We start from the raw sequence: 19,456 nt of genomic DNA, 5'->3' as shown, positions 1-19,456 counted from the left end.
CGAATTTGAAGCAGATCAAGCCGGCGCCCGTTCTTCGGCCGGGGCGAGCACCTTTCCCGGGTTCAGCAGGTTCTGCGGATCGAGCGCCTGCTTCAGCGTCCGCATCAGGGCGATCTCGGCCGGCGAACGGGAATGGGCGAGCCAGGCCCGCTTCTGCAGGCCCACCCCGTGCTCGGCGGAGACCGAGCCGCCGCGCCGGCGCAGCGGGTCGTAGACCGCCTGCTCGACCTCCGGCTTGGCGCTGCGGTCGCCGACGCTGGCGATGAGGTGCAGGTTGCCGTCGCCCAGGTGGCCGAACACGGTGAGCCGGCCTTGCGGCCAGCGCCCCGCGATCGCCCGGCGAACCTCGGCCACGTAGGATTCCATCTCGCGCAGCGGCAGGCTCACGTCGAAGGCCAGGATCGGGCCGTGGCGGGCCGTCTGGCCGACGTCGTCGCGCAGCGCCCACATGCGGTCCCGCTCGGCCTGCGACTTGGCCAGCGCCGCGTCGACGATCAGCCCGTCCTCCAGCGCCCGGCCGAGCACCGCCTCGAACCGCGCTTGGTCGCCCTGCGGGTCGGCGCCCAGGGTCTCGACCAGCACATAGAAGGCGTAGCCGGGCTCCAGCATTGGCCGGCCCACGGCCGGCGGCGTGGTGACCAGGTCGTAGAACTCGGGCCACATGACCTCGAAGGCCGAGATCTGGCCCGCCAGCTCCGCCTCCAGCCGCCTGAGCAGCCGGGGCAGGGCGTCGAAGTCGGCCACCGCCACGTAGCCGGTGTTCTGGGAGGCGGGCTTCTGGCGCAGCCGCAGCACCGCGCGGGTGACCACGCCCAGCGTCCCCTCCGAGCCGATGAACAGCTGCTTCAGGTCGTAGCCGGTGTTGTTCTTGATGAGGTGGTTCAGTCCCTCCACCACCGTGCCGTCGGCCAGCACGACCTCCAGGCCCAGGACCATGTCGCGCATCATGCCGAAGCGCAGGACGCGGTTGCCGCCGGCGTTGGTGGAGATGGTCCCGCCGATGGTCGCCGAGCCGCGCGAGCCGAGGTCCAGCGGCAGGAACAGGCCCGCCGCCTCGGCGGCCTCGGCGGCCGCGGCCACGGTGCAGCCGGCCTGGACCGTCATGGTGGAGCCGTCGCGGTCGACCTCCTCCACCGCGGTCATGCGCTCCAGGCTGAGCGCCACGGTCGCGTCGGCGAAGGCCCCGTCCACCAAGCCCGTCAAGCCGCCCCAGGGGGAGATCCCGACCCCGGCGGCGCGGGCCGCGCGCAGCACCCCGGCCACCTCCTCCGTGGAGCGGGGCCTCGCGATGGCCAGCGGCGTTCCCAGGCGGGTCCACAGGCTGAAGGCGCGCTCGGCGGCGGCCTCGCCCGTCAGGAGCCCGTCAGGGCCGAGGATGCGTTCCAGATCGGCGAGCAGCTTGGGCATGGGACCTCCGAGTGGGCGATCATGCGACGCCCGGCGGCGGCGGCGCTTGACCCGCGTCAAGGACGCCGGCCCGGGCGCGCCAGTCTCCGCCGCCCGGGGCGGGAGGCCAAGGCAATGCGCCACCTGACCGGGGTGCGCACCCCCGCCGCCGACTATCAAGGTCAGGCTTGACCAACGGCAAACGCGATCGGCGGCGCCGGGCCTAGGCTTCGAACATCATAAGGAGGAGCCGGCCATGACATCGGCAACACGCATCGCAGCCCTGGTCGCCGCTCTCGGCGCGGCCGTCGCCCTCGGTGGGGCGGCCCACGCCGCCCAGGATCGGGACGTCTCGGAAGTTTCCGTCAGCGGCCACCTGCCGACGCAGGTCACCGTTCCGCTGGCCGGCAAGGACCGCAAGGCCGTGCGCCACGAGGTGCGCCTCGCCGCTGGCGTCGTCTGCCGCAATGCGATCACCAACCGCGACCTGGAGTTCACCGACCTGAACTGGTGCAGCCAGAAGTCCCGCGTCCGCGCCATGCGCCGCTATGACGGCATGGTCGCTCGCGGCGTGCTGACCGCCGAGGCGCCGGTCATCGTGCTCTCGGCGCGCTAACCCGATTGGCGCGGCCCCGGCGGGTTCCGACGGACGCCCGGGCCATTCACGCCAAAAGAGCCGGCTGCTGAACGGCAGCGCCGGCTTCTCCCCGGCCCCGATGGGCCAACCGTTCGGAAAAGGAGGTGCGGCCGCACGGTCCCATGACATTTGTTCTCCCCTTTAAGGGCCCCCGGTTCCCCCGCGGGGCCTTTTTTTTGCTGCCGCCGGGCGGAGGCCGGCCTAAGTCTCGGCGACCGGGCGCCGGCCGGCCGCGCCGGCGAGGTAGCCGTTGACCAGCGGCCCCGGCGGCCCGGCGGCCTCCGCCGCCAGGCGCAGCCCGCGCGCGTCCAGGGCGCCATCGAGGAAGCTCCGGAACGCACGGGCCACCGTCCCCATGTCGCCGCTGTGCGGGGAGAGCCGCAGGGCGCCCACGCCGGCGGCGCGCAGGACGTCCGGAGCGGTGTCGGCCAGCTGCACCCCGTGCGACAGGGTCTGGATGCCGTTGATCGCCAGGAACGGCTCGCCCTCCACCGTGCGAACCGCCATGCCGTCGGGGTCGCGGTCGCAGACGAACTGGCAGGCGTCCTTGTGCAGGCCGTGAGCGCGGGCGTGGTAGCAGCGGCCGGACAGCGCCAGCGGCAGGCGGCCGTAGGCGAAGATCTCGACTTCCAGCCCCGGGCAGGCCGCCGCGATCGCCGAGACCGAGGCCAGCGGCGCCTCGACGTTGGCGCACAGTCGCACGCAGCCGCGCCGCATCAGCTCCTGCGCAGCCGCCTCGTTGTAAACGTTGAGAAAGGGGCCGGCGACGAAGGCCTGTCCCGGCTGCGCCTGAGACAGCCCGGCGATGTCGTTCAGCTCCACCAGACCGCCGGACGTCACCAGCTCAGCCATCCCCCGCAGCTCGCGCGGCGTGGCGGGCAGGGCCAGGGTCGACCAGACCACGGCCTTGCCGGCCGCCTCCAGCCGCTCGGCCGAATCGAGCAGCGCCTCGGCGAGCAGCGGCGCGCGCTTCCCGCAGACCACCTCGCCCAGGTAGACCCGCTCCACCGCCGCCTCGTCGGCCATGCGGGCGTAGAACTCGCGCACCTGGTCGGCCGGCCAGTTGAACAGCAGGGGGCCGAGCGTCAACTCGATGCGGGGAGGGCTCATCGCCACCTCTTCCTGTAGGCGCCGGCGGTCTCGCGGCCGCCCTCCGCGAGGTCCGAGAGCAGGCGCTCGTAGGCGTCCGTGTCCTCGCCGCGGTCGAGGGCGTCGATGGCGGCGCGGAAGGCGGCGGCCACCCGGGCCACATAGGCCTTGCCGCGCTGCCGACCCTCGATTTTCACCGCCGTCACGCCGGCCTTTCGCAGCGCCTGCAGCAGGCTCATCGCGTTCAGGCTGACCGGCTCCTCGAAGAGGTAGGCCGCCTCGCCCTGCGCCTCGAAGCGCCCCTTGCAGAGGGTCGGATAGCCCGCGGGCTCGTCGGGCGCGTAGGCGTCGATGGCCAGGCCGCCCAGGCGGGGGATCAGCGCGTCCGCCGACCGGTCGAAGGCCACGGCCTCCGGCGGGGAGCAGACGCCGGAGAGGTTCGGCGACCGGCCCGTGGCGTAGGAGGACAGCGCGCAGCGGCCCTCGGCCATGACGCACAGCCCGCCGAACACGAAGGCCTCGATCTCCACCGGCGCCTTCGGCACGAGGGCGGCGATCTCCGGGGCGGAGAGCACGCGGGGCAGGACCACCCGCTTCACGCCGTAGGTGCCGGCGTAGAAGCGGATCGCCTCGGGCGAGTTGGCGGCGGCCTGGACGGAGAGGTGCAGCCGCAGGTCCGGCCGCGACTCGTGGGCGTAGGCCAGGACCCCGAGGTCGGCGGCGATGATCGCGTCGGCGCCCGCGCCGGCCGCGGCGTCCACGGAGGCGCGCCAGGTGTCCACCGCCCCCGCGCGGGCGAAGGTGTTGATCGCCACCAGCACCTTGGCGCCGCGGCCGTGCGCCCAGGCGCAGGCGTCGGTCAGTTCGGCAGGGGAGAAGTTCAGCCCCGGGAAGTTCCGGGCGTTGGTCTCGTCGCGCAGGCCGCAGTAGACGCTGTCGGCGCCCGCCTCGATCGCCGCCCGCAGCATGGCGGGCGAGCCGGCCGGGCAGACCAGTTCCAGGGATCCCACGGCTCAGGCCCGCGCCGCGCGCCGGATGACGGCCAGGCCGAAGTCCAGCGGCCCCCGCGCCAGGGCCGGCAGCCCGAGCAGGTCGGCCAGGGTCAGCTCGGCGGCCTCCAGGGTGTTGTGCAGGGCGACCACCGCCTCGGTGTCCCCCTCCACGTCGATGGTGCGGGAGAAGAAGGCCGCGTCGGCGTCCAGCGAGCCGTCGAACAGGCCGAGCAGCTCGCCCAGCGGGCCGCTGATCCGGGCCGCGGCTGGCGCGGGGTCGGTCCGCCGCACCACCCGAACCCGGCCGCGGGCGGGATCCGGCTCCAGCCGGAAGGCCACGGGCAGCTCGGCGGGGGCGATCACGAAGGCCGCCCTCCGGAAGCGGCCCAGCCGCTCGAACACCTCCGGCCTGCGGCGTGCGATCCGGCGCAGCGCGGCCCCCAGCAGGAGGCTCACCGGCGGGCTGAACGCCACCATGGCGCGCTCTGCGGCCGAGCGCCGCAGGTCTCCGGACGGGATGGGGCGGGGCCGGGGTCGTCGTACGCGCATGGGATCCTCACTGCGGCCGCGACCCTAGGGGGGCGAGGCGCGCAGCCGATTGCGTACGGTCAAGCTGCGGCTTGATCCGGGGCAGGGCCCGTCGCAGCGAATTTGAATTTCATTAAGTGCTGAATTTGTCCGAGCGCAACGAACGTCGTCCGGACACCCCCTAAACAGCTCCCCATCGGGCGCAGGTCGCGCCCCTGGGGATAGTAAGATGAAAGCCTTCGCACTCTTCGCCACCGCCGCCGCCCTGGCGCTCGCCGCCGGGACGGCCTCGGCCGCTACGGACGCCGCGCCGGCCGCCGCCGCGCCTGCCGCTTCCGCCGCCGCCGACATCGTGCGGCTCGCCACCGACCTGCCGCCGCCGATCACCCGCCGCACGCCGGCCCTGGTGAAGGTGAACCTGGAGACCAAGGAGATCCTGGGCCAGCTCGGCGACGGCACGACCTTCAAGTACTGGACCTACAACAGCAAGCTGCCCGGTCCGATGGTCCGCGTGCGGGTCGGCGACACCGTCGAGGTGACCCTACACAACCCCGCCGACTCCACGGCACAGCACAACGTCGACTTCCACGCCGTGACCGGCCCCGGCGGCGGCGCGGCCGCCACCCTGGCGGGCCCGGGCGAGACCAGGACCTTCACCTTCAAGGCGCTGCAGCCAGGTCTCTACATCTACCACTGCGCCGCCCCGATCGTGGCTCAGCACATCGCCAACGGCATGTACGGCGCGATCCTGGTCGAGCCGGAGGAAGGCCTGCCGAAGGTCGACCGCGAGTTCTACGTGGTGCAGGGCGAGATCTACACCGAGGAGCCCATGGGCACGCAGGGCGAGGCCACCGAGAGCATCCAGAAGCTGCTCGACGAACAGCCCGAGTACTATGTGATGAACGGGGCCTACAAGGCGCTGACCGGCGACCGGGCTCTGAAGGCCAAGGTCGGCGAGACGGTCCGGATCTACTTCGGCGTCGGCGGCCCGAACAAGACGTCGAGCTTCCACGTGATCGGCGAGATCTTTGACAACGTCTACCAGATGGCGTCGCTGACCAGCCCGCCGGTGAAGGACGTGCAGACGGTCACCGTCGCGCCGGGCGGAGCCACCGTGGTGGACTTCAAGCTCGAAGTGCCGGGCAACTACATCCTGGTCGACCACGCGCTGAGCCGCGTGGAGCGGGGCGGCGCCGCGATCCTGACGGTCACCGGGGCGGAAAACCCGGAGATCTTCAACGCCAAGCCCAACCCCAACAAGGACATGAGCCACTAAGGGGGGCGACCCTACCAAGGGGGCGACAGGGGCGGGGCGCGGTTCCAGACGGAGCCGCGCCCCGCTCTTTTTTTTGCGCCTGCGGCCTTCGGTTTGTGCGCCGACAACGTCGGCTCCCCGCGGGAAGGGCAGGTTGGGGACCAAGCCAAGGGTTTCCGAAAATGTCAGAGGCCATGTCATCATCCGCCGCCCGCCGGTTCTCGCACCTGAGCGACTCCGAGCTGATCGGCCTGATCCGGGGCTATCACGAGGCCCACGTCCGCGACCTCGAGGCCGCCGCCACCCTCGCGCGCCGCGTCGAGGACCGCCACGCCGGCTCGCCGCATTTTCCGGCGGGGCTCGCCGACCTCCTGGCCCGGATGGCCGAGTCGGTGGGCTCCCACCAGCACCGCGAGGAAGCGGTGCTCTTTCCCATCATCCTGTCCGGCGAGGGGGCCATGCTCCGTCAGCCGATCGCCGCCCTGGGGACCGAGCACGACGACCTGCAGGACGGGCTCGAGCGCCTGGTCCGGCTGACCCGCGACTACACGCCGCCGGCCGAGGCCTGCGCGAGCTGGCGCAAGCTCTACGAGCTGTGCCGTAAGTATGACGAGGAATTCCGCGAACACGTCCAGCTCGAGGAGCGGATCCTCTTTCCGAGATTCCTCTGAAAATGAAGAAAAAGATCAGAAGGTTGATCTGGAACAAGGTGGAGAAACGTCTCAAGGGCTACAAAGATCACAGTAAGACTGAAGCAAGCCAGAGACGTTGAAGGAACAAGACGATGCTTAAGACTGTCCTCGCCGCCGGCGCTGTCGCCGGCCTTCTCGCGGTCGCCGGCCAGGCCGCCGCCGCCGAGGTTCAGGTGAAGATGCTCGACAAGGGCCCCGCGGGAATGATGGTTTTCGAGCCTGCGAGCGCCAAGCTGAAGCCGGGCGACACGGTGCGCTTCGTGCCCACCCACCCGGGCCATAACGCCGAGACCATCCTGGGCATGCTGCCCCCCGGCGCCGAAGTGGTGAAGGGGCCGATGAACAAGGAGCTGGTGGTGAAGTTCGCCAAGGCGGGCGTCTACGGCTTCAAGTGCGCGCCGCACTACGGCTTCGGCATGACCTTCGTCGCCAAGGTGGGCGACGGCGGCCCGAACCTGGCCACCGCCGAGACCGCCTACGCCAAGGCCCCGCCGATGGCCAAGAAGCGGCTCACCGCCGCCCTGGCGCAGGTGAAGTAGGGGAAATCTAGCGGGCGCGGCGGCGACGCCGCGCCGACCGGAGGCTGGCGCACGGACCCGGAAGGGCCGTGCGTCAGCCTTCGCTCTGTTCGATGAGGTCCAGGAGGACATGCAGCTTCCGCACCACGATATGGCGGCGGGAGCTGGCGGTGATCTCCCGGTCGTCCCAGGCCGACAGGGTGCGGCTGACCGTATGCAGGGTCGAGCCGGCCAGTTCCGCCAGTTCCTGGCGGGTGATCGGAAAGTCGATCTCGATGCCCTCCGGGGTCCGCCGACCGGCCTGGCGCACCAACCGGACCAGGGCGCGAGCGATGCGCACGTCCACCTTTTCGGCGGTGAGCTCGCCCACCCGGTTTTGCAGCTCGAACAGGCGCGCGCCGGCCGACGCCGTCGAGCGGACCGCGACTTCCGGGTATTGCGCCATCAGCTGCCGCATCACGCCCACGGTCCAGTAGATCTCGAGGCTCTCGACCACGGCCACGGCGTCGGCGGGGAAGGGCTTGTCCATCAGCGCCGCCACGGTGCCGTACATCTCGCCCGGCCCGATGAAGCGGATCACCGACTGGCCCCCGTCAGGGCGGGTCTGGACGATCTTCACCCGGCCCTCGAGCAGGGTGTGGCAGGTCGCGCCCGGGTCGCCCTGGGCGAAGACCGTGCGGCCCTGAGGGAGCTTCCGCAACGTGCCGGCTTCGAGCACCGCCCGCCTGCCGTCCTCGCCGAGGCAATCGAACATGTCCGCGCCTGCCAGGCAGGACGGATCGATCATGAGAGACATGCCGCCGCAGTAACCCTGGGGCGCCCGCCCTGTCGACTAAGGGAAAACCCTTAGGGCGAGACCCGGAATTGGGCCGTGCGCGGTGCTTCTGTAGACCCCCAGTCACTGAATTTCGCCAGAGGATACAGTTCGTTGGCCACGACCGCGCAACTCCGCCACGCCGGCCGGAACCTGCCCCGCTACACCAGCTACCCCACCGCGCTCGCGTTCACGCCGGGCGAGGGGGCGGAGGCGCCGCGTGGGTGGCTGTCCGGCACCCGGCCCGAGGACGTGATCTCGGCCTACGTGCACGTGCCCTTCTGCCGCCGGCTCTGCTGGTACTGCGGCTGCCACACGACGGTGGCCCACGAGTACGACCGGATCGGCGCCTTCTATGAGACGCTCGAGCGCGAGGTGGACATCGTCGCCGACGCGCTCGGCCCCCACGCCGGGGCCGCCCACCTGCATTTCGGCGGCGGCAGTCCCAACGCGCTGTCGCCCGAGCACTTCCTGTCGCTCACCCGCAAGCTCGCCGACCGCTTCCAGCTGCGCGCGGACGCCGAGGTGGCGGTGGAGCTCGATCCCGGCATGCTGTCGGAGGACTTCGTGGACGCGCTCGGCGAGGCCGGCGTCACCCGCGCCAGCCTCGGCGTTCAGACCTTCGATCCCGTCGTCCAGGAGAAGGTCAACCGCATCCAGCCGGTGGAGATGGTGGAGGCCGCCGTCAGCCGCCTGCGCCGCAACGGCATCGGCAAGCTCAACTTCGACCTGATGTACGGCCTGCCGGCCCAGACGCCGGAGAACGTCGCCGAATCCGTGCGCCTGGCGCTGGACCTGAAGCCCGACCGCGTGGCCGTGTTCGGCTACGCCCACGTCCCCTGGATGAAGAAGCACCAGGTGATGATCAAGGACGCCGACCTCGCCGACGTGGAGGGCCGCTGGGCCCAGGCCGACGCGGCCGACGCGGCCCTGGTCGAGGGTGGCTACGTCCGCATCGGCCTCGACCACTACGCCCGCCCCGAGGATCCGCTGGCGAAGGCCGCCGCGGCCGGGACCCTGCGCCGCAACTTCCAGGGCTACACCGACGACCCGGCGCCCGTGCTGGTGCCGATCGGCCCCTCGTCGATCGGCCACTTCCGCGAGGGCTTCGTCCAGAACGCCATCGCCACCGACGCCTGGGGCGCGGCCGTCCACGCGGGCGAGCTGCCGCTGGCCCGCAAGCTGCCGGTGGGTCCGCAGGACCGCCTGCGCGCCGCGGTCATCGAGCGGCTGATGTGCGACCTGCGCGTCGATGTCGCAGCCGTCTGCGAGGCCCAGGGCTTCGCGCCCGACGCCCTCGACGATTGCGTCGCCCAGGCCCGCGAGCTGGAAGACGACGGCATCTGCACGGTGGAGGGCCGTGTGCTGACGGTCCCGGAAGAGGGCCGTCGCCTGATGCGCGTCGCCGCCGCCTGTTTCGACGAGCGGCTGCCCGCCACCCAGGGCCGCCACGCCAAGGCGGTCTGAAGAACCCGACCACCCGCGAGGTTGTGCTGGCGCAACGACGCCCGCGTCCCTTCGCGTCACCAAGCATCATCCGGCCGCCCTGGGGGGGACCCAGCGGCCTTAGGGGATAAGCGAGATGAACATCCGAAGATTATGGTTCGTCCTCGCCATCCTCATGGCGGTGTCGTTCACCGTCCTGGGGCTGATGGGGCGAGAGATCCACCGGCAGGCGCCGCCGATACCGACGGCCGTTGTCGATTCCACCGGCGTGACCCTGCTGACCGGCAAGGACATCCAGAACGGCCAGCTCGCCTGGCAGTCCATGGGCGGCCAGCAGGTCGGCTCGGTCTGGGGCCACGGCGGCTATGTGGCGCCGGACTGGTCCGCCGACCAGCTGCACCGCGAAGCCGTCATCCTGCTGGACACCTGGGCGAAGCGCGACCACGGCCGCGTCTTCGACGCTCTCGGCGCCGAGCAGCAGGCCGCGCTCAAGGCGCGCCTGAAGCAGGAAATGCGCACCAACACCTACGACGCCACCACCGGCGTCATCACGGTCAGCGCCGACCGCGCGGCCGCGATGAAGCAGGTGCGGGCCCACTACTACGCCCTGCTGAGCGACGATCCCGCGCTGGAGAGCCTGCGCGAGGAGTACGCCATCGCCAACGGCGCGGTGCCCGACGCCCAGCGCCGGGACGACATCGCCAGCTTCTACTGGTGGTCCGCCTGGGCCGCCGGGACGAACCGGCCCGACGACACCGTGACCTACACCTCCAACTGGCCGCACGAGCCGCTGATCGACAACAAGCCGTCGTCGGCCAACATCGTCTGGTCGGTGGCCTCCATCCTGCTGCTGATCTTCGCGGTCGGCGGCCTGGTGTTCTGGCACAGCAAGACCAAGCAGGAGGAGCACCTCGCCCCGCCGGCCAAGGACCCGCTGTTCACCCTCCAGCCGACGCCCTCGATGAAGGCGACCGGCAAGTACTTCCTGACCGTGATCGGGCTCTTCCTGCTGCAGGTGGGCCTGGGCGCGGTGACCGCCCACTATGCGGTGGAAGGCCACGACTTCTACGGGATCCCGATCTCCGAATGGATTCCCTATGCGGTGACCCGCACCTGGCACACCCAGCTGGCCGTCTTCTGGATCGCCACCGCCTGGCTGGCCACCGGCCTCTACGTCGCCCCGATGATCTCGGGCCATGAACCGAAGTTCCAGAAGCTCGGGGTGAACCTGCTCTGGGGCGCCCTGGTCTTCGTGGTGCTGGGCTCGATGGCCGGCGAGTGGCTGGGCGTCCAGCAGGTGTTCGACGTCAACACCAACTGGTGGTTCGGCCATCAGGGCTGGGAATACGTCGACCTCGGCCGCTTCTGGCAGATCCTGCTGTTCGTCGGCCTGATGCTCTGGCTGCTCCTCGTCGGCCGGGCCCTGTGGCCCGCGCTCCGCAGCCCCTCCGACAGCAAGCCCGTCCTGCTCATCCTGTTCATGTCGACGGTGGCCATCGGCCTGTTCTACGCCGCCGGCTTCATGTGGGGTAAGCACACCCACATCAGCATGGTCGAGTACTGGCGCTGGTGGGTGGTCCACCTGTGGGTCGAAGGCTTCTTCGAGGTCTTCGCGACCGCCGTCATCAGCCTGCTGCTGGTGAAGCTGGGCCTGGTCCGCGCCCGGACGGCGAACGGCGCGGTGCTCTTCGGCACCATCGTGTTCCTGTTCGGCGGCGTGCTGGGCACCGCCCACCACTGGTACTTCTCCGGCACGCCCGTGTCGGTGATCGCCATCGGCGCGGTGTTCTCGGCCCTCGAGGTCGTGCCGCTCGCCCTGATCGGCGCGGAAGCCTACGAGAACTACCGGCACACCAAGGCGGCCCCCTGGGTGGCCCGCTACAAGTGGCCGATCATGTTCTTCGTGGCCGTGGCCTTCTGGAACCTGCTGGGGGCCGGCGTCTTCGGGTTCATGATCAACCCGCCGATCAGCCTCTATTACATCCAGGGCCTGAACACGACGGCCACCCACGCCCACAGCGCCCTGTTCGGGGTGTACGGGATGCTGGGCATCGGCCTGCTGCTGTTCTGCTTCCGCGGCCTCGCCAATCGCGCGGCCTGGGACGACCGGCTGCTGGCCTGGACCTTCTGGCTGCTCAACGCCGGCCTGATCATGATGGTCTTCATGTCGCTGCTGCCCGTGGGCGTCGTCCAGGCGTTCGCCAGCATCGACACCGGCCTGTGGTACGCCCGCTCCCCGGCGGTGATCCACTCGCCGCTGGTGGAGACCCTGGTCTGGATGCGGGTGCCCGGGGACGTCGTCTTCGGCGCCGGCGCCTTCACCCTGGCGGTGTTCGCCGCCAAGCTCCTCCTGGGCGGCCGCAAGCCCGTCGAGGTGGAGGACGTCGAAGAGGCTCCGCTGCCGATCGCGGCCGAGTAGGCCCCGCCTGGGCCCAGCGGGCGGCGGGAGGGCGCGTCCCTCCCGCCGCCTTCGCCTGTCCGGGGAAGCATGGGACGACCATGATCATCCTCACCGAGACCACCCCCAATCCCAACGCGCTGAAGTTCCGCGCGCCGACGCCCCTGACCCGGGGCGAGAGCCGCGAGTTCTCCCGCGAGGGCTTCGACCCGGCGCAGTCGCCGCTCGCGGCCCGCCTGTTCGAGATCGCCGGCGTCGAGCGCGTGTTCGTGGCGCCGGATTTCGTCACCCTTTCCCGCGGCCCCGCCGCCCGCTCCTGGTCCGGGCTCAAGCCGGAGGCCTTGGCCGCCATCGCCGAGCACCTGGACAGCGGCGAGCCCGCCGTTGCGTCGGCCGTCACGGACTCCCCCGACGCCTGGGACCAGGTCGAGGCGGAGATCCGCCAGGTGCTGGACGCCTACATCGCCCCCGGCGTCGCCCGCGACGGCGGCGAGATCCGCTTCGAGGCCTTCGATCCGGTCGACGGGGTGCTGTGGATCAGCATGCACGGCGCCTGCGGCGGCTGCCCGTCCTCCCAGATGACCCTAAAGTCCGCCGTGGAGCAGACGGTGCGCCGCTACGTGCCCGAGGTCCTGCGCGTCGAGGAGACGGCGCCGGCCGAACCGCGCGAGGATGCCGGCGGCCGCCTGCGCCGCTGGATGCAGCGCCTGGGGGAGGGGGCCGGCCGCGGCGCCGCCCGTCCCCGCACGGTCTTCACGCGTAGCGGCCGGCGCGAGGCCGCCGAATGAGCCGGGTTTGCGCCCGGACAACGTAGGCCCCCGCCGATCCCGCCACAGTGCGCCGGTCAGCCTCAGGAGGCGCTCATGACCTTCCGCATCTTCCGCCCGCGCCGCAGCCGCCCCGCAGGACCCACGCGCCGCGGCGACAGCCAGTCTGTCCAGGAGGCCCAGCGCGGCCAGCGCCCGACGGCGGACGAGATCGCCCTCCTCGACGCCGGCCTCAACACCCGCAGCTAGCCTAGGCCGGCGGCGGCGCGGTGCTCTCGCGCACCACCAGCCGATGCGCGAGCGTCACGTGCCGGATCGTCTCCACCCGGTCGGAGAGAACGTCGAGCAGCAGCCGCACCACCTCGTGGCCGATGGCCTCCTTGGGCTGGCTGACCGTGGTCAGTGGCGGGTCGAGATAGGGCGCGTAGCGGATGTCGTCGAAACCCACGAGGGAGACGTCGGCCGGGCACATCAGGCCGCGGCGCCGGAACGCCTCCAGCGCCCCCATGGCCATCTCGTCGCTGAAACAGAACACGGCCGTGGGCCGGGGCCCGGCGTCCAGCAGCGCCAGCGTCCTCGCAAGGCCCGAGGCGATGCTGAAGTCCCCCTGTTCGATGCTGAGCGCCCAGCGGCCGCGCCGGGCGGCGGCGGCCTGCACCCCGGCCAGGCGGTCGCGGCTCAGCGGGCTGGCGAGCGGCCCGGTCACCACCCCGATCCGCTGGTGGCCGAGCGCATAGAGGTGCTCCATCGCCTCTTCGGCGGCGCGCCCGTTGTCGATGTGGGCGCTGGGCACGCCGAGTTCGGGGCTGAACTCGCAACCGTTGACGATCGGGGTCTTCGGGCCGTTCGCCCGGACCATGTCGGCCAGGACGTCCGGCAGCCGGTGGCCCAGGAAGATCAGCCCGTCCGCCTCGCGCCTTCGCAGCATCTCGGCGTACTGCGCCTCGCGCGCCTCCTCGTGGCGGGTGTCGCCCAGCAGCACGGAATAGCCGGCCGCGCTCGCCGCCTCCTCGACGCCCCGGATCACCTGCGAGAAGAACGGATTGGAGATGTCCGGCACCGTCACCAGGATCTTCTCGGTCCGGAAGGTGCGCAGGCTCTTGGCCGCGACATTAGGCGCGTAGCCCAGCCGCTCCACCGCCGCCATCACCCGCGCGCGCGTCGCCTCGGCCACCCGCTCGGGCGCGCTCAGCACCCGCGAGACCGTGGCGGTGGAGACGCCCGCCGCCCGCGCGACGTCCTGGATCTTGGCCATGGTTGCGCTCGAACCTTGTTCGTGTAATCGATTACACCGCACGAGCGGAGCCGTTCAAGGAGCTTCGCCGGGGGGAGACGCAAGGATGACGGCCAAGGTCCGTTTGTTCCTGATGATGGTGCTCCAGCTCGCCGTCTGGGGCGCCTGGGCTCCGAAGCTGTTCCCGTACATGGGCATGCTGGGCTTCGAGCCCTGGCAGCAGTCCCTGGTCGGCAGCTCCTGGGGCGTCGCGGCGCTGCTCGGGATCTTCTTCTCCAACCAGTTCGCCGACCGCAACTTCTCGGCCGAGCGGTTCCTGGCGGTGAGCCACCTGCTGGGCGGCCTGGCGCTGGTGTTCACCGCCTTCGCGACCAGCTTCTGGCCGTTCTTCGCGGGCTACCTGGTCTACAGCCTGCTCTACGTCCCGACGCTCTCGGTCTCCAACTCCATCGCCTTCGCCAACCTCGACGACCCGGCCAAGGACTTCGGCGCGGTGCGGATGGGCGGCACCATCGGCTGGATGCTGGTGAGCTGGCCCTTCGTCTTCCTGCTCGGCGCCCAGGCGACGCCGGAGCAGGTGCGCTGGATCTTCCTGGTGGCCGCCATCGTCTCCTTCGTCCTCGCCGCCTACAGCCTGACCCTGCCGCACACCCCGCCGAAGAAGGACGCCGCCGGCGCCGACCCGCTGGCCTGGCGCGAAGCCATCAAGCTGCTCGGCGTGCCCTTCGTGGCGGTGCTCTTCGTGGTCACCTTCATCGATAGCGTGATCCACAACGGCTACTTCGTCATGGCCGACGCCTTCCTGACCCAGCGGGTGGGGATCGCGGGCAACCTCTCCATGCTGGTGCTGAGCCTCGGCCAGCTCGCCGAGATCGTGACCATGTTCGTGCTGGGCGGGGTGCTGATCCGGCTCGGCTGGAAGGCCACCATGATCATCGGGATCCTCGGCCACGCGGCCCGGTTCTCGGTCTTCGCCTTCTTCGCCGACAGCGTGCCGGTGATCATCGCCGTCCAGCTGCTGCACGGCGTCTGCTACGCCTTCTTCTTCGCCACCGTGTACATCTTCGTGGACGCGGTCTTCCCCAAGGACGTCCGCTCCAGCGCCCAGGGCCTGTTCAACCTGCTGATCCTGGGGGTCGGGGCAGTGGCGGCGAGTTTCCTGTTCCCGAACCTGATGGGCCGCATGACCACGGCCGGGCCCGACGGCGCGCCGATGGTCGACTACCAGTCCCTGTTCATGGTCCCGACCGGCATGGCGCTCGTGGCCGTCGTGCTGCTGGCCCTGTTCTTCCGCCCGCCCGAGAAGCGCCCGGTCCATCCGGTCGCCCCGTGACAACCAAGGGAGACCCGCCTTGCGCACCAACCCCGACCTCAACCGGCGCGGCCTCCTCATGGCGGCCGGCGCGGCCCTGGGCGCCGCCGCCGTGAGCGGCCCCGCGTCGGCCGCGCCGTTCTTCGCCGGACGCCGCCTGCCGATCGGCATCCAGCTCTACACGCTCGGTCCCGACGTCGCGAAGGACCTCGAGGGCGTGCTGGGCCAGGTGGCGAAGATCGGCTACCGCACGGTCGAGCTGGCCGGCCTCTACGGACGCACCCCGGCCGACTTCAAGGCCGCGTTGGACCGCGCCGGCCTGGTGGCCACCAGCGCCCACATCCAGGCGCGCGGCCCCGGTTCGTTCGAGGGCGACCTGTCCCAGCTCGCCGACATGCTGGGGACGCTCGGGGTGAAGAACGCGGTCATGCCCAGCCCCTACGTGCCCGACCGGGTCACCGAAGCCGCCAAAGGTCTCACGGGCGGCGACTTCTACCGCAAGGCCATGGGAAGTCTCACCGCCGACGACTACCGGTTCAACGCAGACTACCTGAACGAGAAGGCCGCCGTCCTGAAGCGCGCCGGGATCGCGGTCGGCTACCACAACCACAACTTCGAGCTCGCGCCGCAGGGCGAGACCACCGGCCTCGACATCCTCCTGTCGCGCACCGATCCGTCGCTGGTCACCTTCGAGGCCGACGTGGGCTGGATCAGCGCCGCCGGCGTCGATCCCGCCGCCTACCTGAGCCGGCACAAGGGCCGCTTCAGCCTGATGCACGTGAAGGACGTGAAGGCCGCGACCCAGACCAATTACGAACTGCGCATGGACCCCACCGAGGTGGGCTCCGGCCGCCTCGACTGGCGGACCCTGCTGCCGGCCGCCCACGCCGCGGGCGTGCGCCACTTCTACGTCGAGCAGGAGCCGCCGTTCGAACGGCCGCGCATCGAGGCGGCGAAGATCAGCCATGACTTCCTGGCGGCCGTGAACGCATGAGCTCGGGCGGCCCCATCTCCCTCGCCATGGTCGGCGGCGGGCCGGGCGCCTTCATCGGGCCCGTCCACAGGATGGCCGCCGAGCTGGACGGCCGCCTGAAGCTGGTCGCCGGCGCCTTCAGCAGCGATCCGGCCAGGAGCGCGGCGGCGGGCTCTGCCTGGGGCGCCAGGTCCTATCCCGACTGGCGCGAGATGATCGCCGCCGAGGCGGGCCGCGCAGACGGGGCCCGCGCCGTGGCCGTGGTTACGCCCAACCACCTGCACTACGCCGTCTCAGCCGCGGCGCTCGAGGCGGGCCTGCACGTAATGAGCGACAAGCCCGCCACCCTGAACCTTGCCGAGGCCCAGGCCCTGGCCGGGACCGTGGCCTCTTCGGGCAGGGTCTACGCCCTGACCTACGTCTACACGGGCTATCCCATGGTCCGCGAGGCGCGCGAGATCGTCCGCCGGGGCGACCTTGGCGCCGTCCGCAAGGTGGTCGCCGAATATCCGCAAGGCTGGCTCTCCAGGCCCCTGGAGCGCGAGGGCAGCAAGCAGGCCGCCTGGCGGGTGGACCCGGCGCTCGCCGGCGCCGGCTGCATCGGCGACATCGGGGTCCACGCCTTCAACCTCGCCGAGTTCGTCTCCGGTGAGCGGGTGGCCAGGCTTTGCGCCGACGTCTCCACCGTGGTCGAAGGCCGGGGGCTCGACGACGACTGCAACGTCCTGCTGCGCTTCGCCAACGGCGCGCGGGGCGTGCTGATCGCCTCGCAGATCTCCGCCGGCGCCCGCAACGGCCTGCGCCTGCAGGTCTATGGCGAGAAGGGCGGGCTCTCCTGGAGCCACGAGCGCCCGAACGAGCTCGTCATCGACTGGCTGGACGGCCCTTCCCAGACCCTGCACGCCGCCGCCGGCTACCTCGGCCCGCTGGCGCTGGCGTCCACCCGCATCCCCACCGGCCACCCCGAGGGTTTCGTGGAGGCCTTCGCCAACCTCTACCGGGACTTCGCCGACGCCATCGCCGCCGGCCGCGCGGATCCCGATCCCGTGCCGGGGATCGGCGAGGGCGTGCGCGGCATGGCCTTCGTGGAGACCGCCGTCGCCGCCAGCGGCCAGGGGTGGACCGACCTGAAGGGAGCCTCCGCATGAAGACGCTCAAGGGTCCCGGCATCTTCCTGGCCCAGTTCATGGGGCCGGAGCCACCGTTCGACCGGCTGGAGACGCTCGCCGACTGGGCCGCGGGCCTGGGCTACGTCGGCCTGCAGATCCCCACCGGCGTCGGCGGCCTGTTCGACGTGGAGAAGGGGGCCGAGAGCCAGGCCTACTGCGACGACGTCCGGGGCATGCTGGCCGACAAGGACCTCGCCATCACCGAGCTCTCCACCCACCTGCAGGGCCAGCTGGTGGCCGTCCACCCGGCATATGACGAACTGTTCGACGGCTTCGCCCCGCCGGAGCTCCGCGGGAAGCCGAAGGCCCGCCAGAAATGGGCCGTGGCCCAGGTGAAGGCCGCCGCCAAGGCCAGCCAGCGGCTCGGGCTCACCGCCCACGCCACCTTCTCCGGCGCGCTCGCCTGGCCCTACCTTTACCCCTGGCCGCAGCGCCCCGCCGGTCTGATCGAGGAGGCCTTCGCCGAGCTCGGCCGCCGCTGGACGCCGATCCTCGACGTCTTCGACGAATGCGGCGTCGACGCCTGCTACGAGATCCACCCCGGCGAGGACCTGCACGACGGGGCCACCTACGAGCGGTTCCTGGACGAGGTGAAGGGCCACCCGCGCGCCTGCCTGCTGTTCGACCCCAGCCACTTCGTGCTGCAGCAGCTCGACTACCTCGACTACATCGACCGCTACCATGAGCGGATCCGCGCCTTCCACGTGAAGGACGCAGAGTTCCGGCCGAACGGCCGCTCGGGCGTCTACGGAGGGTACCAGGGTTGGGTGGACCGGCCGGGCCGGTTCCGATCGCTGGGCGACGGCCAGGTGGACTTCGGCGCCATCTTCTCGAAGCTCGCCGCCTACGACTATCCCGGCTGGGCGGTGCTGGAGTGGGAGTGCGCGCTGAAGCATCCCGAGGACGGCGCGGCCGAGGGCGCGCCCTTCATCCGCGACCACATCATCCGCGTCACCGAGCGGGCCTTCGACGACTTCGCGGGCTCCGGCGCCGACGCCGCGGCCAACCGCCGCCTCTTGGGCCTTTAGGGGAACCGCCATGGCCAACCTGAACAACCGCGCCCGGGCCGAGAACACCTACGACGCCATCGTGGTCGGCAGCGGCATCTCCGGCGGCTGGGCGGCCAAGGAGCTCACCGAGCGCGGCCTCAAGACGCTCGTGCTGGAACGCGGCGGCCCGGTCCGCCACATCGAGGACTATCCCACCGCCCAGATGGCGCCCTGGGAGGCGAAGTACCCGCGCGGGCGGCTGCCGGCGGCGGAGCTGAAGGCCTACTATCCGATGCAGCAGCGCACCGGCTATGCGCTCACGGAGTACACCAAGCACTTCTTCGTCCGCGACGACGAGAATCCCTACAGCGAAGAGAAGCGCTTCGACTGGATCCGCGGCTACCACGTGGGCGGCCGCTCGCTGATCTGGGGCCGGCAGTCCTACCGCCACTCCGACCTCGACTTCGAGGCCAACGCCCGCGAGGGGATCGCCGTCGACTGGCCGATCCGCTACGCCGACCTCGCCCCCTGGTACGACCACGTGGAGCGCTTCATCGGCGTTTCCGGCCAGAACGAGGGCCTGCCCCAGCTCCCCGACGGCCAGTTCCAGCCGCCCATGGAGCTGAACTGCGTCGAGAAGGTGCTGAAGGCGAAGACCGAGGCCCGGTTCCCCGAGCGGCGGGTCACCATCGGCCGCACCGCCCACCTGACCGCGCCCACCGAGGAGCAGCTCGCGCTGGGCCGCGGCAAGTGCCAGTTCCGCAACCTCTGCATCCGCGGCTGCCCGTTCGGCGCCTACTTCAGCTCGAACTCCGCGACCCTGGTCGCCGCCGAGCGGACCGGCAACCTGAAGATCCGGCCCAACTCCATCGTCACCACCGTGGGCTTCGACCCCCAGGCGAAGAAGGCCTCGGGCGTGCGCATCCTCGACGCCCAGACGGGGCAGGAGGAGGAGTTCCACGCCAAGGTCATCTTCCTCTGCGCCTCGGCCATCCCGACCGCCTGGATCCTGCTCAACTCCGCCAGCCGCCACTTCCCCAACGGCCTCGGCAACGGCTCCGACCAGGTCGGCCGCAACATCATGGACCACCACCTGGGCGTCGGCGCGAGCGCCGAGGTCGAGGGCTTCGAGGAGATGTATTATTCGGGCCGCCGGCCGAACGGCATCTACGTGCCCCGCTTCCGCAACCTCGGGGATGCGGCCACGAAGCGCTCCGACTACATCCGCGGCTTCGGCTACCAGGGCGGGGCGGGGCG

Annotated in this window: 19 protein-coding genes; 13 read left to right on the top strand and 6 right to left on the bottom strand. The window is 71.1% G+C overall.

Translation table 11 applies throughout. The features are described 5' to 3' along the window. Positions 1 to 15: 15 nt before the first annotated feature. The gene (locus V7Z97_RS08850; RefSeq protein WP_334162865.1) at positions 16 to 1,407 is read right to left on the bottom strand and encodes an FAD-binding oxidoreductase; all 1,392 of its coding nucleotides are present in this window, start codon (positions 1,405 to 1,407) and stop codon (positions 16 to 18) included. 235 nt (positions 1,408 to 1,642) lie between these two features. On the opposite strand from V7Z97_RS08850, the gene V7Z97_RS08845 reads away from it, so the two are divergent. Beyond that, complete coding sequence (locus tag V7Z97_RS08845; RefSeq protein ID WP_334162863.1) at positions 1,643 to 2,002, top strand: hypothetical protein; 360 nt, start codon at positions 1,643 to 1,645, stop codon at positions 2,000 to 2,002. A 222-nt stretch (positions 2,003 to 2,224) separates the two neighbouring features. Here V7Z97_RS08845 and ubiV read toward each other — a convergent pair whose 3' ends face one another. From ubiV to ubiT, 3 genes are read right to left on the bottom strand one after another with little or no spacing between them, the layout of a single operon-like run. Then, entirely contained in the window at positions 2,225 to 3,133 is a 909-nt protein-coding gene (gene ubiV / locus V7Z97_RS08840; protein WP_334162862.1) for a ubiquinone anaerobic biosynthesis protein UbiV, read from the bottom strand. After that, entirely contained in the window at positions 3,130 to 4,122 is a 993-nt protein-coding gene (gene ubiU / locus V7Z97_RS08835) for a ubiquinone anaerobic biosynthesis protein UbiU (RefSeq protein WP_334162861.1), read from the bottom strand. The genes ubiV and ubiU overlap by 4 nt, the downstream gene beginning before the upstream one ends. A 3-nt stretch (positions 4,123 to 4,125) precedes the next feature. Then, the gene (ubiT, locus tag V7Z97_RS08830; protein WP_334162860.1) at positions 4,126 to 4,581 is read right to left on the bottom strand and encodes a ubiquinone anaerobic biosynthesis accessory factor UbiT; all 456 of its coding nucleotides are present in this window, start codon (positions 4,579 to 4,581) and stop codon (positions 4,126 to 4,128) included. A gap of 280 nt (positions 4,582 to 4,861) precedes the next feature. Between ubiT and nirK the strand changes: the two genes are divergently transcribed. The 3 genes from nirK to V7Z97_RS08815 all read left to right on the top strand — a co-directional run bounded on the left by nirK (position 4,862) and on the right by V7Z97_RS08815 (position 7,118). Further along, positions 4,862 to 5,908, top strand: coding sequence for a copper-containing nitrite reductase (nirK, locus tag V7Z97_RS08825; protein ID WP_334162858.1), 1,047 nt, complete (start codon positions 4,862 to 4,864; stop codon positions 5,906 to 5,908). Between the two features lie 173 nt (positions 5,909 to 6,081). Then, positions 6,082 to 6,558, top strand: coding sequence for a hemerythrin domain-containing protein (locus V7Z97_RS08820; protein WP_334162856.1), 477 nt, complete (start codon positions 6,082 to 6,084; stop codon positions 6,556 to 6,558). 113 nt (positions 6,559 to 6,671) lie between these two features. Then, complete coding sequence (locus V7Z97_RS08815; RefSeq protein ID WP_334162854.1) at positions 6,672 to 7,118, top strand: pseudoazurin; 447 nt, start codon at positions 6,672 to 6,674, stop codon at positions 7,116 to 7,118. Positions 7,119 to 7,191: 73 nt separating this feature from the next. Here the strand turns inward: V7Z97_RS08815 and V7Z97_RS08810 are convergent, their stop codons facing one another. Then, entirely contained in the window at positions 7,192 to 7,851 is a 660-nt protein-coding gene (locus tag V7Z97_RS08810; RefSeq protein WP_334162852.1) for a Crp/Fnr family transcriptional regulator, read from the bottom strand. A 174-nt stretch (positions 7,852 to 8,025) separates the two neighbouring features. Between V7Z97_RS08810 and hemN the strand changes: the two genes are divergently transcribed. The 4 genes from hemN (at position 8,026) to V7Z97_RS08790 (ending at position 12,771) form a co-directional block, all read left to right on the top strand. Continuing rightward, positions 8,026 to 9,378, top strand: a complete 1,353-nt coding sequence (gene hemN, locus V7Z97_RS08805; RefSeq protein WP_334162851.1) for an oxygen-independent coproporphyrinogen III oxidase — start codon at positions 8,026 to 8,028, stop codon at positions 9,376 to 9,378. A 115-nt stretch (positions 9,379 to 9,493) separates the two neighbouring features. Continuing rightward, positions 9,494 to 11,776, top strand: a complete 2,283-nt coding sequence (locus tag V7Z97_RS08800) for a nitric-oxide reductase large subunit (protein WP_334162849.1) — start codon at positions 9,494 to 9,496, stop codon at positions 11,774 to 11,776. Between the two features lie 80 nt (positions 11,777 to 11,856). Further along, positions 11,857 to 12,543 carry a NifU family protein gene (locus V7Z97_RS08795; RefSeq protein WP_334162848.1) on the top strand — a complete coding sequence of 229 codons (687 nt, stop codon included), beginning with the start codon at positions 11,857 to 11,859 and terminating at the stop codon, positions 12,541 to 12,543. 75 nt (positions 12,544 to 12,618) lie between these two features. After that, positions 12,619 to 12,771 (top strand): hypothetical protein, encoded by a 153-nt coding sequence (locus V7Z97_RS08790; protein ID WP_334162847.1) that lies wholly within the window; start codon positions 12,619 to 12,621, stop codon positions 12,769 to 12,771. A 1-nt stretch (position 12,772) separates the two neighbouring features. Here V7Z97_RS08790 and V7Z97_RS08785 read toward each other — a convergent pair whose 3' ends face one another. Further along, positions 12,773 to 13,777 (bottom strand): LacI family DNA-binding transcriptional regulator, encoded by a 1,005-nt coding sequence (locus V7Z97_RS08785; RefSeq protein WP_334162846.1) that lies wholly within the window; start codon positions 13,775 to 13,777, stop codon positions 12,773 to 12,775. 85 nt (positions 13,778 to 13,862) lie between these two features. On the opposite strand from V7Z97_RS08785, the gene V7Z97_RS08780 reads away from it, so the two are divergent. The 5 genes from V7Z97_RS08780 to V7Z97_RS08760 all read left to right on the top strand — a co-directional run. Continuing rightward, positions 13,863 to 15,089 carry an MFS transporter gene (locus tag V7Z97_RS08780; RefSeq protein ID WP_334162845.1) on the top strand — a complete coding sequence of 409 codons (1,227 nt, stop codon included), beginning with the start codon at positions 13,863 to 13,865 and terminating at the stop codon, positions 15,087 to 15,089. A gap of 19 nt (positions 15,090 to 15,108) precedes the next feature. After that, positions 15,109 to 16,062 carry a sugar phosphate isomerase/epimerase family protein gene (locus tag V7Z97_RS08775; RefSeq protein ID WP_334162843.1) on the top strand — a complete coding sequence of 318 codons (954 nt, stop codon included), beginning with the start codon at positions 15,109 to 15,111 and terminating at the stop codon, positions 16,060 to 16,062. Further along, positions 16,059 to 17,189 carry a Gfo/Idh/MocA family protein gene (locus V7Z97_RS08770; RefSeq protein WP_334162841.1) on the top strand — a complete coding sequence of 377 codons (1,131 nt, stop codon included), beginning with the start codon at positions 16,059 to 16,061 and terminating at the stop codon, positions 17,187 to 17,189. Before V7Z97_RS08775 ends, V7Z97_RS08770 begins: the two co-directional genes overlap by 4 nt. Continuing rightward, entirely contained in the window at positions 17,186 to 18,238 is a 1,053-nt protein-coding gene (locus V7Z97_RS08765; RefSeq protein ID WP_334162840.1) for a sugar phosphate isomerase/epimerase family protein, read from the top strand. The genes V7Z97_RS08770 and V7Z97_RS08765 overlap by 4 nt, the downstream gene beginning before the upstream one ends. Before the next feature lie 10 nt (positions 18,239 to 18,248). Continuing rightward, the coding region (locus V7Z97_RS08760; RefSeq protein ID WP_334162839.1) for a GMC family oxidoreductase at positions 18,249 to 19,456 on the top strand (1,208 nt) is incomplete at its 3' end.

This window comes from Phenylobacterium sp. (assembly GCF_036821595.1).
Classification (GTDB): Bacteria; Pseudomonadota; Alphaproteobacteria; order Caulobacterales; family Caulobacteraceae; genus Phenylobacterium.
The sequence above is the reverse complement of the archived record's forward strand: the minus strand, read 5'-3'. Positions and strand labels throughout refer to the sequence as shown.

What these genes read in the sequence shown, in the direction of transcription:
- V7Z97_RS08850 (WP_334162865.1), bottom strand. Translation starts at nt 1,407, where the DNA reads ATGCCCAAGCTGCTCGCCGATCTGGAACGCATCCTCGGCCCTGACGGG.
- V7Z97_RS08845 (WP_334162863.1), top strand. Translation starts at nt 1,643, where the DNA reads ATGACATCGGCAACACGCATCGCAGCCCTGGTCGCCGCTCTCGGCGCG.
- ubiV (WP_334162862.1), bottom strand. Translation starts at nt 3,133, where the DNA reads ATGAGCCCTCCCCGCATCGAGTTGACGCTCGGCCCCCTGCTGTTCAAC.
- ubiT (WP_334162860.1), bottom strand. Translation starts at nt 4,581, where the DNA reads ATGGTGGCGTTCAGCCCGCCGGTGAGCCTCCTGCTGGGGGCCGCGCTG.
- nirK (WP_334162858.1), top strand. Translation starts at nt 4,862, where the DNA reads ATGAAAGCCTTCGCACTCTTCGCCACCGCCGCCGCCCTGGCGCTCGCC.
- V7Z97_RS08820 (WP_334162856.1), top strand. Translation starts at nt 6,082, where the DNA reads ATGTCATCATCCGCCGCCCGCCGGTTCTCGCACCTGAGCGACTCCGAG.
- V7Z97_RS08815 (WP_334162854.1), top strand. Translation starts at nt 6,672, where the DNA reads ATGCTTAAGACTGTCCTCGCCGCCGGCGCTGTCGCCGGCCTTCTCGCG.
- V7Z97_RS08810 (WP_334162852.1), bottom strand. Translation starts at nt 7,851, where the DNA reads ATGTTCGATTGCCTCGGCGAGGACGGCAGGCGGGCGGTGCTCGAAGCC.
- V7Z97_RS08800 (WP_334162849.1), top strand. Translation starts at nt 9,494, where the DNA reads ATGAACATCCGAAGATTATGGTTCGTCCTCGCCATCCTCATGGCGGTG.
- V7Z97_RS08795 (WP_334162848.1), top strand. Translation starts at nt 11,857, where the DNA reads ATGATCATCCTCACCGAGACCACCCCCAATCCCAACGCGCTGAAGTTC.
- V7Z97_RS08790 (WP_334162847.1), top strand. Translation starts at nt 12,619, where the DNA reads ATGACCTTCCGCATCTTCCGCCCGCGCCGCAGCCGCCCCGCAGGACCC.
- V7Z97_RS08785 (WP_334162846.1), bottom strand. Translation starts at nt 13,777, where the DNA reads ATGGCCAAGATCCAGGACGTCGCGCGGGCGGCGGGCGTCTCCACCGCC.
- V7Z97_RS08780 (WP_334162845.1), top strand. Translation starts at nt 13,863, where the DNA reads ATGACGGCCAAGGTCCGTTTGTTCCTGATGATGGTGCTCCAGCTCGCC.
- V7Z97_RS08770 (WP_334162841.1), top strand. Translation starts at nt 16,059, where the DNA reads ATGAGCTCGGGCGGCCCCATCTCCCTCGCCATGGTCGGCGGCGGGCCG.
- V7Z97_RS08765 (WP_334162840.1), top strand. Translation starts at nt 17,186, where the DNA reads ATGAAGACGCTCAAGGGTCCCGGCATCTTCCTGGCCCAGTTCATGGGG.